The following is a 14,170-nucleotide window of genomic DNA, read 5'->3' as shown; positions in this document are numbered from 1 at the left end:
CGATAGCTCAAGGTCGAACCCTGTAGGAGTGAGACCGGCTTGCCGGCGATAGCGGTGAAACAGGCAACAACAATGTTGACTGTGACGGCCTCATCGCGAGCAGGCTCGCTCCTACACAGTTCAGCGGCGTTGCAGCAGGCCGCGCAGGGCGAAGAAGGCGGGAACGCCTAGACCAAGCCAGCTCAAGGCGTCCCACACGCCATCACCCAGCAGCGCCGCGAATAACCCGGCGGCGCTGAGCAAGGCGATAACCGTGGGCGTGCCGAAGACCTTCCAGAAGTTCGATTGCCTTGGCTTCATGCTTGAGCCTCGGCGTGCTCGAGCACAGGTTTTGCCGCTTTGCGCCGCACCACCCACAGGTAAATCCCACTGCCGAGCACGATGATGGTCAACACATCGAGGGCCCCCCAGAGAATCTTCATTGGCATGCCGCCATAATCGCCGAAGTGCAGTGGCTGCGACATGCCCATGGCGTCCATGTACCACGGCCGTTCCGCCACGGCGGTGACTTGCAGGGTGCTGGCGTCGATCAGCACCGGAGTCAGCAAGTGCGAAGTCAGGTGGGTGCTGCCTTTCATGAACACTGCGTAATGGTGCTCGCTGGAAAACCGCGTGCCGGGGAAGGCGATGAAGTCAGGCGTCATGTCCGGCGCAACCTCCCTGGCGATGTCGAGCAGGCGGGTCGTCGGTGCGATGTGCGTCAGCGGTGGCGCGTCGCGGTACGGCGCGACCATCGCGTTCAGGCTGTCGTTGCGCCAGGCAGCAATCAGCAGGTCGGCGCAGGCGCTGATGACGCCTGTCACACCGACGACCAGGGCCCAGGTCAGTGTGACCACACCGATCAGGTTGTGCAGATCAAGCCAGCGCAGGCGGGTGGATTTGTCTTGGCGTACCGTGGCGAACTTCAAGCGGCGCATGAACGGCAAATACAGCACCGCCCCGGAAATGATGGCGACCACAAACATCAGCCCCATGAACGCCAGCAGCAATTTGCCCGGCAGACCGGCAAACATGTCCACATGCAGGCGCAGCATGACCATCATGAAACCGCCATTGGCCGATGGCATTTCCACGGCTTCGCCGGTGCGGGCGTCGAGCATGAAGGTGTGCGACGAGTTTGGTTCGGTGCCGGCGGTAGCCGCCATGATTGTTACGGCACCATTGGGCTCATCGTCTTCAAAACCAAAATACTGCATGACCTCACCGGGACGATGCTTTTCAGCCGCCAGCACCAGCTGCTGCAAATCGAGCATTGGCGTGTCCGCCGGCATTTGCTTCAACTCGGCGGCATCGCCCAGCAGGTGGTCGATCTCGTGGTGGAAGATCAACGGCAACCCGGTCAGTGCCAGCATCAGCAGGAAAACCGTGCAGATCAGGCTGGTCCAGGTGTGGACAAAGGACCAGCGGCGAATTGTTTTACTTTTCATTTCCAGGCCTTCAGAAATACCAAAGCCGCCCGGAATAGGGCGGCCTGGTTTTGGGGCATGTCAGGTCAGACGATTACCACTTGTAGCTTGCACTGGCGACGACGCTGCGCAGGTCGCCGTAGTAGCAGTAGAAACCGTCACAAGTGGAGATGTAGTCCTTGTTGAGCAGGTTGGTGGCGTTCAAAGCCAGGGATGCGCCTTTCAGGCTGTTGTCCAGACGACCGAGGTCGTAATGAACAGCGGCGTCGAACACGGTGTAGGCATCTGCCTTGCCCAGCTCGGTGTTGGCCTGATCGCCGTAGGTATTGCCGGTGTAGCGAGCGCCGGCACCTACGCCGAAGCCGTCCAGTACGCCGTTGTGCCAGGTGTAGTCAGCCCACAGCGACGCCTGTTGGTTAGGCATCAGTTGCAGGCGATTGCCCTTGAATTCGCCATCTTGTACTTCGGATTTGGCCAGGGTGTACGCCGCGATGAGCTTGAGGTTTTCGTTGACGTCGGAAACGGCTTCCAGCTCCAGGCCTTTGACTTTGACTTCGCCGGTCTGGCTGGTGATCGACGTGCCGCCAACGTTGGTGGTGACCGAAACGTTTTTCTGGGTCAGGTCGTAGATTGCGGCAGTCAGCAGGGTGTTGCTGCCGGGTGGTTGGTATTTGATGCCCAGCTCCCACTGATTGCCTTTGGTGGGTTTGAACGATTCGGTGGCCGAGGCCGAAGCGCCGGTCGTGGGCTGGAAGGACTCGGCGTACGACAGGTACGGCACAAAGCCCGAGTCGAACACATAGCTGATCGCCGCGTTGCCGCTGAAGTTCTTGTCACGTTGGGTGTTGGTGGCATCGTCTTTGTTGAAGAACTTGGTGCCGGTGTGGACCCAGTCCTCACGTCCGCCGAGTGTCACGAGCCAATGGTCGAGGACCATCTGATCCTGCGCGTACAGGCCGGTCTGGTAGGTCTTCTGGTCGTAATCGTAGAACGCGGTGGAACGGTCCGGACGCTCGATTGGCAAACCGTAGATCGGGTTATTGACGTTGATCGGCGGTGCGGTGCCGAAGATGGAGAGGTAGTTGGTATTGCTGCGCTGGTGGTCGAGACCCAGCAGCACGGTGTGACGCACGTCGCCTGTCGCGAAGTCGGCCTGGAAGTTGTTATCCACGGCGAACTGGCTGATGTCTTCTTCGACGCTGGTGGTGGTGCGGCCAACGTTGCCAGCGTCATCAACCTGGGTGAACGGATACGCGCCGACGGTGATGGCCTGGAATGACAGGTCCGACTTGGTGTAACGCAGGTTCTGCTTGAACTGCCAGACGTCGTTCAGGCGATGTTCGAACGCATAGCCCAGCGCGTAATAGGTGCGGTCGTAGTATTCCCAGTCCGGATCGCCAAGGTTCTTGTTATGGGAAATGTCGCCGAACGGCATGTCGATTTTGGTGCCTTGCACCGGCAGGAACTGGCTGGTGATACCGGTATCGTCGCGGGTGAATTGCGTCAGCAAGGTGAACTGGGTGTCCGGGTCGATGTTCCAGGTCAGGCTGGGTGCGATGTTGTAGCGCTTGTTGTCGACGTGGTCGATCTGCGTGCCGCTGTCGCGCACCACACCGCTCAGGCTGTAAAGAAACTGGCCTTCGTCATCAATCTTGCCGGTGTTGGCGAAGTTGATCTGACGATAATTGTCGCTGCCGTATTGCAGATCGATCTCGTTGCTCTCTATAGCTGTTGGACGCCTGCTGACCATGTCCAGCAGGCCGCCCGGCGGGGTCTGGCCGTAAACCGAGGAGGCCGGGCCGCGCAGCACGGACAGGCGATCGAGGTTCCAGGTTTCTTGTTTCGGGTTGGCATACACGCCTTTAGGCAGTGGCAGGCCGTCGAGGAACTGGGTCGGTTCAAAACCGCGAACGCGCAGCCAGTCGGCGCGGGTGTCGCTGCCGTAGCTGCTGGCGGTGATACCGGGCATGTAGCGCACGGCGTCATCGAGGTTTTGCACATTGCGGTCGTCCATTTGGTCGCGGGTGACGACCGAAATCGAGCGCGGCACGTCGACCAGCGCTGTATCGGTCTTGGTGCCGGCGGCGGTGCGAGTGGCCAGGTAGCCTTCTACCGGGCCCCAGGCGGTTTCGGTATTGTCCACGCCGATGACGGCGGTTTCCGGCAGGGCCAGTGTGCCCTCGGGAATGGCGACCAGGCTGTAGGTGCCGGCGCTGCTTTGCTCCAGTTGCAGACCCGTGCCGCGCAAGGCTTCACGCAAGGCGCCAGCAGCGTCGAACTGACCCTGCACCGGTGCCGAGGACTTGCCTGCGGCCAGCGATGGATTCAACGACAGCGCCAGACCGGCCTGACTCGCAATCTGGTTCAGGGTGCTGGCCAACGGTGCCGCCGGCAGATTGTAGGCGCGAACGCTGGATGCTTGTTCAGCGGCGATCAGTTGGCTACTGGCCAAAGGCGTGCAAAAGGCAATGGCGACAGCCAGCAAGCTGGGGCGCAACAAGTTGTAGAGCGAACGGGGCATACAGCGGCTCCTAAATGGAAATATTTCTCAATTGCTTAGGTGCCGTACGAGAATCAAAAAGTGATAGGGCTGGATGAAAATAATTTAGATTCAGAAAATTGATGAGGCTGATGGCCTCATCGCGAGCAGGCTCGCTCCCACAGGGGTTCTCCTGCGGGCTCAAATTCTGTGTACACCTAAGATCAAACTGTGGGAGCGAGCCTGCTCGCGAAGGCGGCCGATCAGACACCGCATGACTTAAGGTTTTAGGTCAGCTTTCGCCACCGTCACCCACCACGGTGTGTACTGTTCAATCTGCACCGGCAGGGTCGGCAACAGGGTGCTCAGTGCCTTGTCGGTGTCGTGCAGCGGAAAACTGCCGGTAATGCGCAGGTCGGCAATCTCCGGTGCTACGCCTAAATACCCGCGACGATACCGAGCGAGCTCATGTACCAGATCTTCCAGGCGAGCGTTGTCGACCACCAGCATGCCGCGGGTCCAGGCGTCGGCGCCGAGGTTGAGGGCGACAACCGGCCCCAGGCCATTGCTGCGTATCAGCACTTGCTGACCTTCGTGCAGAATCTGTTCCTCGGAACTCGATTGCGGATGCGCCGCCACCGCGGACTTCAACACGCTCAGGCGCGTGCCTTGTTCCTCGCGCTTGACCAGGAAGAGCGTCCCTAGCGCTTGCATGCTGCCTTCGCGGGTTTCGACGATAAACGGCCGGGCATCGCCGTGACCGGTCTCGACGAGGATTTCGCCTTCTTGAAGGATGATCCGCCGCTGCTTCTCATCAAAACGGATGTCCACGGCGCTGTGGGTATTGAGGTTGATCAGCGTGCCATCCGCCAGGCGCAGGGCGCGCTGCTCGCCGGTGGCGGTGCGCTGGTCGGCCAGCCAGTAGTCGAGGGGCAGATAACGATCACCGGCAAACAGGGCCAGCCCGATCACCGCGACAACGCTGGCCACGCCGCTGCCCAGTTTGCGCACACGGCGGCGAATGCTTTCACGCGATTGCAGCAAAGCCGTACGGGCCGGGCCGTTGGCAACGCTGAAGCGCTGGTCGAGCATGCCCAACTGGCGCCAGGCTCGGGCATGTTCCTCGTGGGCCGCGTGCCATTGACTGAACGCTTCGCGCTCCACCGGATTGCCTGAGTCCAGGGACAATTGCCAGGCAATCGCCGCATCCAGCACCTTGGCCGATACCGGTTTGGAGCTGACCGGGTTCATACCGGCTCACCATACAACGCGATGTAGCACTGACGAATGCCCTGGGCCAGGTATTGCCGAACACGCGGCACCGAGACGCCCAGTCGCTGGGCGATTTCGGCATGACCTAGACCGTCGAGGCGGTTATAGAGAAACGCGGCCCGGGCCTTGCTCGACAGCTGACCCAGCAGGCGGTCGATGGCTTTGAGGTCCTCGAGGATCATCTGCTGCTCCTCGACCGACGGTTGTTCGCCTTCGGGGATCAGCATCAGTTCGGCGAGGTAGGCCTGTTCCAGCGCGGCGCGGCGGAAATAGTCGAACAGCAGGCCTTTGGCAATCGCCACCAGAAACGCGCGCGGCTCGCGAGGCTCTTTCAGTTCGTCCCGACCCAGCAACCGCACAAAAGTGTCCTGACTCAGGTCTTCTGCACGTTGCGGGCAAGCCACGTTGCGTCGCAGCCAGGCCAATAGCCAACTGCGATGGTCGCGATATAACGCACCAACGAGCTCACGGTGGGGGCTTTGGATTGACGACACGCAACATCACCGATTGGGAAGTATTAACTAACGAGAATTGTTCGCGATTGTCGCAGAGGCGGGGACGGTACGCAATTGGCGCTGGTCGGGTGAGTGGGGGCGGTGTGCATTCAGTTCGACCTGTCATCGTTCATCGCGGGCACGCCATGCTCCTACAGGGGTATCCGGTCATCTGTAGGAGCATGGCTTGCCCGCGATGGGGCCAGAACATATTTAGAAGGAGGGGGCCTGCTGCCGGCGTTTCCACTGACTCAGCCGCTGTTGCAGGTTCAGCGGGCTATGAATCTGCTGCTGCCGCGCCCGGCTGAACAGGATCAATGCCAATTCGGCCGTCGCCAAGGCGTCGGCACTGGCGTTATGTCGTTCGAACACTTGCAGTTTGAACCAGTCGATCCACTCATCCAGCCCGGCGTCTCGAATGTGAGCCTGTGGACACAGCAGCGGGGCGATGTCTGCCACATCCAGAAACGGATGGGCCAACTTGTAGCCCAAGTGGTCTTTCAGTGCCCGGCCAAGCATGTGCTGATCGAAGGGTGCATGAAACGCCAGCACCGGGCTGTCGCCGACGAATTCCATGAATTCAAGCAAGGCTTGCGCCGGGTCGCTGCCGGCCGCAATGGCACTTGGCCCCAACCCATGAATCAGCACGCTGGGTGCGAGCTTCATGTCGGCACATCGTAGCGTGCGTTCGAACTGCTGGCTGAAGTCGATGGCACCGTCCTCAATCACCACGGCGCCGATGGACAACACCCGGTCCTTGTTCAGGTTCAGCCCGGTGGTTTCCAGGTCGAGCACCACCCAGCGCTGTTCGCGCAGGCTGCATTCACCCAGGTCGGCCACTGCTGGCAAGCGCTTGAGTCGTTGTTGCAACTCTTCCGTCAGGAGTGGGGTGACCGGGCGCAGCCACGAAAACAGGCTCATAGTTGGTACCGCAGGGTCAGGCTGCTTTGCAGGCGTTGCGCCTGGCGCAGGGATTCACGCAGGATCCGTCGGTCTAGATGATTGAGGATGTCCGGATCGACCCGGTTGGAATAGGGCAAGTTCTCCCGGGTCTGTAACTGATGCTGCTGCATGCGGGTTTGCTGAATGAAGTGGTATGCCTCTTCATACGCCGCACCGTCCAGCGGCTGAATGATTTCCTTGGCCACCAGTTGGCGAAATCGCTCCAGGGTATTGTTGGTCTCGATGCCGTGAGCCAATGCCAGTAACCGTGCGCCGTCGACGAAAGGCGTCAACCCCTGAACCTTCAAGTCCAGCGTGGCTTTTTCACCGTTTTTGCGCGCCAGTACGAACTCACGAAAACGCCCCACAGGGGGACGATTGCGCAAGGCGTTCTCGGCCAACATCCGCTGGAACAACCGGTTATCGCCGACCTGATCGAGAATCCCGCGGCGCAATTGCTCGCACTCTTGCTCGTCACCCCAGACCACGCGCAAGTCGAAATAGATGCTCGAACCCAGCAGGTTCTCCGGCGTCGCCTCGCGGATAAACGCCGCAAACCGTCGCGCCCATTCGGCACGCGACAAGCACAGCTCCGGGTTGCCCGCCATGATGTTGCCCTTGCACAGCGTGAAACCGCAGAGCGCCAGGCTCTGGTTAATCTGCTGGGCAATCGGCAACAATTTTCCGCGTATCTCAGCCGCATGCGCGGCGTCCCGTGCCTCGAACAAAATGCCGTTGTCCTGATCGGTGTGCAGTGTCTGTTCGCGACGGCCCTCACTGCCGAAGCACAGCCAACTGAACGGCACACCGGGGTCACCTTTTTCGGCGAGGGTCAACTCGATCACCCGGCACACGGTGTGGTCGTTGAGCAGGGTGATGATGTGAGTGATCTGTGTCGACGACGCGCCGTGCGCCAGCATGCGTTCGACCAGTTGGCCGATCTCGCCGCGCATCAACACCAGGTTTTCCACACGCTGGGCACTGCGAATCGTCCGTGCCAGGTGCACCAGATCAACCCGCTGCAGGGAAAACAGGTCACGCTCCGAGACCACGCCGCACAGGCGGTGATCTTTCACCAGGCAGACGTGGGCGATGTGCCGCTCGGTCATGGCGATGGCCGCGTCGAAAGCGCTGTGGTCCGGCGACAGGAAAAACGGCGCCTGGGTCATGTGCCGCTCGATGGCTTCGTTGAAGTCGTTGTTACCCTCGGCCACGACATGGCGCAGGTCGCGCAGGGTAAAAATCCCCAGCGGGGCTTTGTGCTCATCGACCACGACGATGCTACCGACCTGTTGCTCGTGCATCAGCTTCACCGCTTCACGTAGCGGCGTCGCCGGGCTGCAAGTCACCGGGTGGCGCATGGCCAACTCGCCCAGGCGCGTGTTCAACGAATACTGAGTGCCGAGGGTCTCCACGGCTTTTTGCTGGACTTGCTGGTTGATCTGATCCAGCAAGCTACTGACGCCACGCAGGGCAAAGTCGCGAAAGGTGCTGGAAAGCGCGAACAGTTTGATGAACGCCAGCTTGTTCAGCTGAAGGCAAAAGGTGTCTTCGGCGGCGAGGTGTTCAGTGCGGGTCGCACGCTCACCCAGCAGCGCAGCGAGGGGGAAGCACTCGCCGGTGGTGATTTCGAAGGTGGTTTCGGTGCCGCCCTTGGCGGTGTGCGGGCGCTCACCGACGACGCGGCCCTGTTTGACGATGTAGAAATGCTCAACCGGGCCATCGGCGGGTTTGATAATGCTCTCGCCGGGGGCATAAAAACGCAGCTGACATTGCTCAACCAGATACGCCAGGTGAGCGTGTTCCATCTGATTGAAGGGCGGAAAACGTTGAAGAAATTGCAAAGTGCCCTGGATGTTCTGCAACACCGCGGTTTTCCCTGCCTGTGTGAAGGCGTCCGCTTTACTCATAACCATTACCGCAGCCGTTGGAGTTATCGTTGTCGGATGACCCAGCCATGGTCGGCCCCTGCGCGCAGGGTGCCCATTGGACGTAAGTCTAGGTAGGCAATGCAGGTGTCGGAAGTTAGGAAATGTTTGACACGACTGTGAGAAAAAACACCTACATTGACTATAGGAAAATTTTCCGACGAAGTGCACATTGAAGGTCTGCTTAGCGATATCTGACGGATGTGCTAAGGAATTGAAATGAAAACGTAGAGAACGCCATGTCCGACCACGATATTTTGAGTGATGCCGAGCGCGAAGCGCTGAGTGCCGTCATGCTCGAACCCGATTTGCCGCTGCAACGGGTGCTGATCGTCGATGACGATAAAGACGCGCGCGAGTTGTTGACGCAAATTCTTGGATTGGACGGTATTCGCTGCATCACCGCTGCCAGCGGTGAAAGCGCACTCAAGCTGCTGGTTGCTGAAGAAGAAGTGAAAAAGCTTTCAATCGGTCTGGTGATCACCGACTTGCGTATGGGCAATGTCGATGGCCTGGACCTTATCCGTCAGGTACGTGAGTCGGTTCGGGCGGCCTTGCCGATCATCATCGTCTCTGGTGACGCTGATGTAAAAGACGCCATCGCGGCCATGCATTTGAGCGTTGTGGATTTTCTACTCAAGCCTATAGATCCCGACAAACTGTTGGCGCTGGTCAAACATGAGTTGGGGGCGAAGCCTTAGTTCAGACCTGTCAGGTTTGCACATTCCCCTGTGGGAGCGAGCCTGCTCGCGATGAGGGCGTGTCAGTCGATATGAATGTTTACTGACACACCGTCATCGCGAGCAGGCTCGCTCCCACAAGGGATCACATTCACAAATAAAAAAGCCCTGATCCAAAGATCAGGGCTTTTTCATGTCCGGTGTCAGCGATCAGTTACAGGCCATTGGCAGCCTTGAACTCGCGACGACGACGGTGCAGAACCGACTCGGTATAGCCGTTCGGCTGTTTAGTGCCTTCGACCACCAGTTCGACCGCTGCCAGGAAGGCGATGTTGCTGTCGAAGTTCGGTGCCAGCGGACGGTACAGCGCGTCATTGGCGTTCTGACGGTCAACCACCGGCGCCATGCGCTTGAGGCTTTCCATCACTTGCTCTTCGGTGACGATGCCATGGCGCAGCCAGTTGGCGATGTGCTGGCTGGAAATACGCAGCGTCGCGCGGTCTTCCATCAGGCCGACGTCGTTGATGTCAGGCACTTTCGAGCAACCCACGCCCTGATCGATCCAGCGCACTACATAACCGAGAATGCCCTGGGCGTTGTTGTCCAGTTCGTTCTTGATCTGCTCTGCGGTCCACTGCGGGTTCACCGCCAATGGAATGGTCAGGATGTCGTCCACCGAAGCACGAGCACGTTTGGCCAGTTCAGCCTGACGGGCGAACACGTCAACCTTGTGGTAGTGCAACGCGTGCAGTGCAGCGGCGGTCGGCGATGGAACCCAGGCGGTGTTGGCGCCGGCCAGCGGGTGAGCGATTTTCTGTTCGAGCATCGCGGCCATCAGGTCGGGCATGGCCCACATGCCTTTGCCGATCTGCGCGCGACCTTGCAGGCCAGTGCTCAAACCGATGTCGACGTTCCAGTTTTCGTAGGCACCAATCCACTTCTCGGCCTTCATGTCGGCCTTGCGCACCATTGGGCCGGCTTCCATGGAGGTGTGGATTTCATCGCCCGTGCGGTCGAGGAAACCGGTGTTGATAAACACTACGCGCTCGCTGGTAGCCTTGATGCAGGCCTTGAGGTTGACCGTTGTGCGGCGCTCCTCGTCCATGATCCCGACTTTCAGCGTGTTGCGCGGCAGACCGAGAACTTCTTCGATGCGACCGAACAGCTCGTTGGTGAACGCGGCTTCTTCCGGGCCGTGCATTTTCGGTTTCACGATGTAAACCGAGCCGGTGCGGCTGTTCTTGCGTGAACTGCTGCCGTTGAGGCTGTGGATCGCCGCGAGGCTGGTCACCAGGCCGTCGAGAATGCCTTCCGGCACTTCGTTGCCGTCTTTGTCGACGATGGCGTCGATGGTCATCAGGTGACCGACGTTACGCACGAACAACAGTGAACGACCGTGCAGACTCAGTTCCTTGCCATCGACACCGGTGTAGGTGCGGTCGGCGTTCATGGAGCGGGTAAAGGTCTGACCGCCCTTGGAGACTTCTTCCGACAGGTCGCCCTTCATCAGGCCGAGCCAGTTGCGGTAGATCACCACTTTGTCATCGGCATCGACGGCGGCGACGGAGTCTTCGCAGTCCATGATGGTGGTCAGCGCGGCTTCCATCAGAATGTCTTTGACGCCGGCAGCGTCGGTCTGGCCGACCGGGGTGCTGGCATCGATCTGGATTTCGAAATGCAGGCCGTTGTTCTTCAGCAGGATCGCGGTCGGAGCGCTAGCGTCGCCGTGGAAACCGATCAGCTGAGCGTCGTTGCGCAGGCCGGTGTTGCTACCACCTTTAAGGGCGACCACCAGTCTGCCGTCAACGATTTTGTAGCCGGTGGAATCGACGTGGGAGCCGGCAGCCAATGGCGCGGCTTCGTCGAGGAAAGCACGGGCGAAGGCAATGACCTTGTCGCCGCGAACCTTGTTGTAGCCTTTGCCTTTCTCCGCGCCGTCAGCTTCGCTGATGGCGTCGGTGCCGTAGAGCGCGTCGTACAGCGAACCCCAACGGGCGTTCGAAGCATTAAGCGCGAAACGGGCATTCATCACCGGAACCACAAGTTGCGGACCGGCCATGCGGGCGATTTCGTCATCGACGTTTTGCGTCGTTGCCTGGAAATCGGCTGCTTCTGGCAGCAGATAACCGATGTCTTGCAGGAAGGCTTTATAGGCCACGGCGTCGTGCGCCTGACCGGCACGCTGTTGGTGCCAGCCATCGATACGAGCCTGGAAATCATCGCGTTTGGCGAGTAGGGCTTTGTTCTTCGGGGCCAGGTCATGAATGACCTTGTCGGCACCGGCCCAGAACTTATCGGCGGTGAGGCCGGTACCGGGAATGGCTTCGTTGTTCACGAAGTCGAACAGGACTTTGGCGACCTGCAGGCCACCGACTTGAACGTGTTCAGTCATTGCTTGCCTCACTCTGCTCAGCTATTTCGCTTTTCAGCTCTTCAATTTTGACAATGAAGCCTATGGCCATTTAAACCACAAACCCGTCCGCCAGTACATGCCCTTGCGGGCGGCTGGGTTCGGTCCGATCAACGGCTTGTAGGCCTTGCTGATGGGGCTTTTCAGGGTTGCGAGTGTGCCTGTGGCAGACATCGATCCAACGTTATGTAGTGCGCGCTGCGGCATACTACATGATGAATTGCGCTTGTGAAAATTAGACTAATTACGTCGTTCTGCGACCCCATGACGCATTGCAGTCACGCTGGGGTGTTGGATGTTCTCAAAAAACTATTGGATTGTTCCAGTTAAATATAAAAAGTTGTACACGATTTGTTGTCGGCAGGTTTATCGGCGGCGCTCCAATCGCGAGCAGGCTCGCTCCCACAGGTGCAGCGCAAGACTTGTGGGAGCGAGCCTGCTCGCGAAGGCGTCAGACGATTCATCGCAGGATCAAGCCTTGCCTATACTTCTGTTTCTATAACAAAAGAGGGCTGCGCCATGGACCACCTCGTACTCACAGTATTTGCTCCAGACAAGGCCGGGCAGGTCGAGCGCATCGCCCAGTGCATTGCCGAGCACGGCGGCAACTGGCTGGAAAGCCGTATGTCGCGCATGGCTGGACAGTTCGCCGGGATTCTTCGAGTGGGCGTACCGGCCGAGGCCTACGATGAATTGGTCGATGCCCTGCAAGCGTTGTCCGCCCAAGGCATTCGCGTGCTGATTGCCGAAAGCGGCATCGAACAGTCCTGCACCTGGAAACCCATTGCGATGGAGTTGGTGGGTAATGATCGCCCGGGAATCGTGCGCGACATCACCCGTCTGCTCAGCGAACAAGGTGTGAACCTGGAAAGGTTGGTCACTGAAGTGCGCCCGGCGCCGATGAGCAGCGAGCCACTGTTTCACGCTGAAGCAATCCTTGCGGTGCCGCTGACCTTGTCGCTGGACGTATTGCAGTCGCGCCTGGAAACCCTGGCAGACGATCTGATGGTCGAGTTGGTGCTGCGTAGTGAACCTTGACAGGGTTATCCAAGTTAAACGTGCACCTGCCTGTGGATAACCTGTAGAGACAGCCCGCCAGCCCACGCCGGCCGGGCTTCTTCAGGATCTGATCAAAAAATCATCAGTTTCAACAAGTTGCGCACATACGACGGGGATCACGCTGTGGATAACCTTGGGAAGGATCGATGCAGGCCACGAGGGACGCGGCCTGTAGAGGTTTGTGTGTTTTTTGATCAGCGGCGGCGGCGCAGACTTATCCACGCATCGACGCTGTAAACCGCCAGGCCCGCCCAAATAAAGATGAACGCCACGAGCGTGCTGGACGACAGGTGTTCGCCAAACAGCAGGACGGCTTGCAACAGCACCAGCGTCGGCGCCAGGTACTGAAGGAATCCCAACGTCGTGTAGGGAATATGCCTTGCGGCGGCGTTAAAACAGATCAGCGGTACCAGCGTGATCGGACCGGCGGCGACCAGCCACCAGGCTTCGGAGGTGGTCCAGAACTCGGGTTGCGCGCTGGCCGCCGTCGGGTTGAACAGCAGCCACGCGACTGCAATCGGCACCAGCATCCAGGTTTCCACCACAAGACCGGGCAGCGCTTTGACGGGCGCCTGCTTGCGGATCAATCCGTAGAAACCGAAGGACAACGCCAGTACCAGCGACACCCATGGCAGGCTGCCGACTTGCCACACCTGTTGCGCCACGCCGACTGCCGCCAGACCCACGGCGATCCACTGCATGCGCCGCAATCGTTCGCCGAGGATCAGCATGCCCAGCAGGACGTTCACCAGCGGGTTGATGTAGTAGCCGAGGCTGGCTTCGAGCATCCGCCCGTTGTTCACCGCCCACACGTAAGTCAGCCAGTTGGCCGCGATCAGCGTGCCGCTGAGGGCCAGGATCGCCAGGCGTTTGGGGTTGTCACGCAACTCACGCCACCAGCCTGGATGTTTCCAGACCATCAGTAGCAAGGCGCCGAACAGCGCGGACCAAAGCACGCGATGGATGATGATCTCCACGGCGGGCACGCTGGCGATGGCTTTGAAGTAGAGCGGGAAAAGTCCCCAGATGATGTAGGCACTCAGGCCCAGAATGTACCCGCGACGCGGGTTGGCGGCTTGCATGCAGAATCCTTGCTTAGGCAGCTAACAAAGAGGGGATTGTAAGGAGATTTGTCTTTGAATGTCCTGCCTGAATAGGTTGGGCAATTGTGAACACAATCCCTGTAGGAGTGAGCCTGCTCGCGATGGCGATTTCACATTCAGCACATCAGTGACTGACAGGCCGCTATCGCGAGCAGGCTGATCTGGCCTAATGAAATTGGACACCTCAATAGGGCGCTATGATGGCGCCCAAATCTAAGGTGTGCATGATGATGCGAAAGTCCTATTCCAGCGAGTTCAAGCTCAATGCTGCAAGCATGGTGCTTGATGAAGACCAGCCCATTCTTGAGGTCTGCGCCAACTTCGATATCGGCCCTACTGCGTTGCGCCGCTGGGTCGAGCAGGTCAGGAAAGAACGTGCAGGCTCGACGCTAGCGGG

12 protein-coding genes are annotated in these 14,170 nt (G+C 59.3%); 3 read left to right on the top strand and 9 right to left on the bottom strand.

The genetic code is table 11. The features are described 5' to 3' along the window. Positions 1-120: 120 nt before the first annotated feature. The 7 genes from KGB06_RS11780 to KGB06_RS11750 form a co-directional block, all read right to left on the bottom strand. On the bottom strand, positions 121-300 hold the full coding sequence (locus KGB06_RS11780; protein WP_007947719.1) for a hypothetical protein: 180 nt from the start codon (positions 298-300) through the stop codon (positions 121-123). After that, the gene (locus KGB06_RS11775; RefSeq protein WP_223515743.1) at positions 297-1,427 is read right to left on the bottom strand and encodes a PepSY-associated TM helix domain-containing protein; all 1,131 of its coding nucleotides are present in this window, start codon (positions 1,425-1,427) and stop codon (positions 297-299) included. The genes KGB06_RS11780 and KGB06_RS11775 overlap by 4 nt, the downstream gene beginning before the upstream one ends. Before the next feature lie 73 nt (positions 1,428-1,500). Next, a complete protein-coding gene (locus tag KGB06_RS11770) occupies positions 1,501-3,927 on the bottom strand; it encodes a TonB-dependent siderophore receptor (protein WP_223515740.1) in 2,427 nt (808 codons plus the stop codon). Between the two features lie 237 nt (positions 3,928-4,164). Beyond that, positions 4,165-5,136, bottom strand: coding sequence for a FecR domain-containing protein (locus KGB06_RS11765; RefSeq protein WP_223515737.1), 972 nt, complete (start codon positions 5,134-5,136; stop codon positions 4,165-4,167). Beyond that, complete coding sequence (locus tag KGB06_RS11760; RefSeq protein WP_223515734.1) at positions 5,133-5,651, bottom strand: RNA polymerase sigma factor; 519 nt, start codon at positions 5,649-5,651, stop codon at positions 5,133-5,135. The genes KGB06_RS11765 and KGB06_RS11760 overlap by 4 nt, the downstream gene beginning before the upstream one ends. Positions 5,652-5,864: 213 nt before the next feature. Further along, complete coding sequence (locus KGB06_RS11755; RefSeq protein WP_223515731.1) at positions 5,865-6,572, bottom strand: PolC-type DNA polymerase III; 708 nt, start codon at positions 6,570-6,572, stop codon at positions 5,865-5,867. Next, entirely contained in the window at positions 6,569-8,509 is a 1,941-nt protein-coding gene (locus tag KGB06_RS11750) for a DUF294 nucleotidyltransferase-like domain-containing protein (protein ID WP_223515729.1), read from the bottom strand. Before KGB06_RS11750 ends, KGB06_RS11755 begins: the two co-directional genes overlap by 4 nt. Before the next feature lie 251 nt (positions 8,510-8,760). Between KGB06_RS11750 and KGB06_RS11745 the strand changes: the two genes are divergently transcribed. After that, positions 8,761-9,222: a response regulator gene (locus KGB06_RS11745; protein ID WP_223515725.1), complete on the top strand. Its 462-nt coding sequence runs from the start codon at positions 8,761-8,763 to the stop codon at positions 9,220-9,222. A gap of 193 nt (positions 9,223-9,415) precedes the next feature. Here KGB06_RS11745 and KGB06_RS11740 read toward each other — a convergent pair whose 3' ends face one another. Then, positions 9,416-11,593, bottom strand: a complete 2,178-nt coding sequence (locus tag KGB06_RS11740) for a malate synthase G (RefSeq protein ID WP_223515722.1) — start codon at positions 11,591-11,593, stop codon at positions 9,416-9,418. A 537-nt stretch (positions 11,594-12,130) separates the two neighbouring features. Between KGB06_RS11740 and KGB06_RS11735 the strand changes: the two genes are divergently transcribed. Next, a complete protein-coding gene (locus tag KGB06_RS11735) occupies positions 12,131-12,649 on the top strand; it encodes a glycine cleavage system protein R (RefSeq protein ID WP_027926687.1) in 519 nt (172 codons plus the stop codon). A 215-nt stretch (positions 12,650-12,864) separates the two neighbouring features. Here KGB06_RS11735 and rarD read toward each other — a convergent pair whose 3' ends face one another. Then, positions 12,865-13,752, bottom strand: coding sequence for an EamA family transporter RarD (rarD, locus tag KGB06_RS11730; RefSeq protein WP_223515718.1), 888 nt, complete (start codon positions 13,750-13,752; stop codon positions 12,865-12,867). Between the two features lie 218 nt (positions 13,753-13,970). Here rarD and KGB06_RS11725 point away from each other — a divergent pair. Beyond that, positions 13,971-14,170 (top strand): transposase (locus tag KGB06_RS11725; RefSeq protein ID WP_317849395.1); only part of this gene is annotated, 200 nt, incomplete at its 3' end.

Source organism: Pseudomonas sp. GL-B-19, from assembly GCF_019956415.1.
Classification (GTDB): Bacteria; Pseudomonadota; Gammaproteobacteria; order Pseudomonadales; family Pseudomonadaceae; genus Aquipseudomonas.
Note: the sequence above shows the minus strand (reverse complement) of the source record. Positions and strands in the feature narration are given on the sequence as shown.

What these genes read in the sequence shown, in the direction of transcription:
- KGB06_RS11780 (WP_007947719.1), bottom strand. Translation starts at nt 300, where the DNA reads ATGAAGCCAAGGCAATCGAACTTCTGGAAGGTCTTCGGCACGCCCACG.
- KGB06_RS11775 (WP_223515743.1), bottom strand. Translation starts at nt 1,427, where the DNA reads ATGAAAAGTAAAACAATTCGCCGCTGGTCCTTTGTCCACACCTGGACC.
- KGB06_RS11770 (WP_223515740.1), bottom strand. Translation starts at nt 3,927, where the DNA reads ATGCCCCGTTCGCTCTACAACTTGTTGCGCCCCAGCTTGCTGGCTGTC.
- KGB06_RS11765 (WP_223515737.1), bottom strand. Translation starts at nt 5,136, where the DNA reads ATGAACCCGGTCAGCTCCAAACCGGTATCGGCCAAGGTGCTGGATGCG.
- KGB06_RS11755 (WP_223515731.1), bottom strand. Translation starts at nt 6,572, where the DNA reads ATGAGCCTGTTTTCGTGGCTGCGCCCGGTCACCCCACTCCTGACGGAA.
- KGB06_RS11750 (WP_223515729.1), bottom strand. Translation starts at nt 8,509, where the DNA reads ATGGTTATGAGTAAAGCGGACGCCTTCACACAGGCAGGGAAAACCGCG.
- KGB06_RS11745 (WP_223515725.1), top strand. Translation starts at nt 8,761, where the DNA reads ATGTCCGACCACGATATTTTGAGTGATGCCGAGCGCGAAGCGCTGAGT.
- KGB06_RS11740 (WP_223515722.1), bottom strand. Translation starts at nt 11,593, where the DNA reads ATGACTGAACACGTTCAAGTCGGTGGCCTGCAGGTCGCCAAAGTCCTG.
- KGB06_RS11735 (WP_027926687.1), top strand. Translation starts at nt 12,131, where the DNA reads ATGGACCACCTCGTACTCACAGTATTTGCTCCAGACAAGGCCGGGCAG.
- rarD (WP_223515718.1), bottom strand. Translation starts at nt 13,752, where the DNA reads ATGCAAGCCGCCAACCCGCGTCGCGGGTACATTCTGGGCCTGAGTGCC.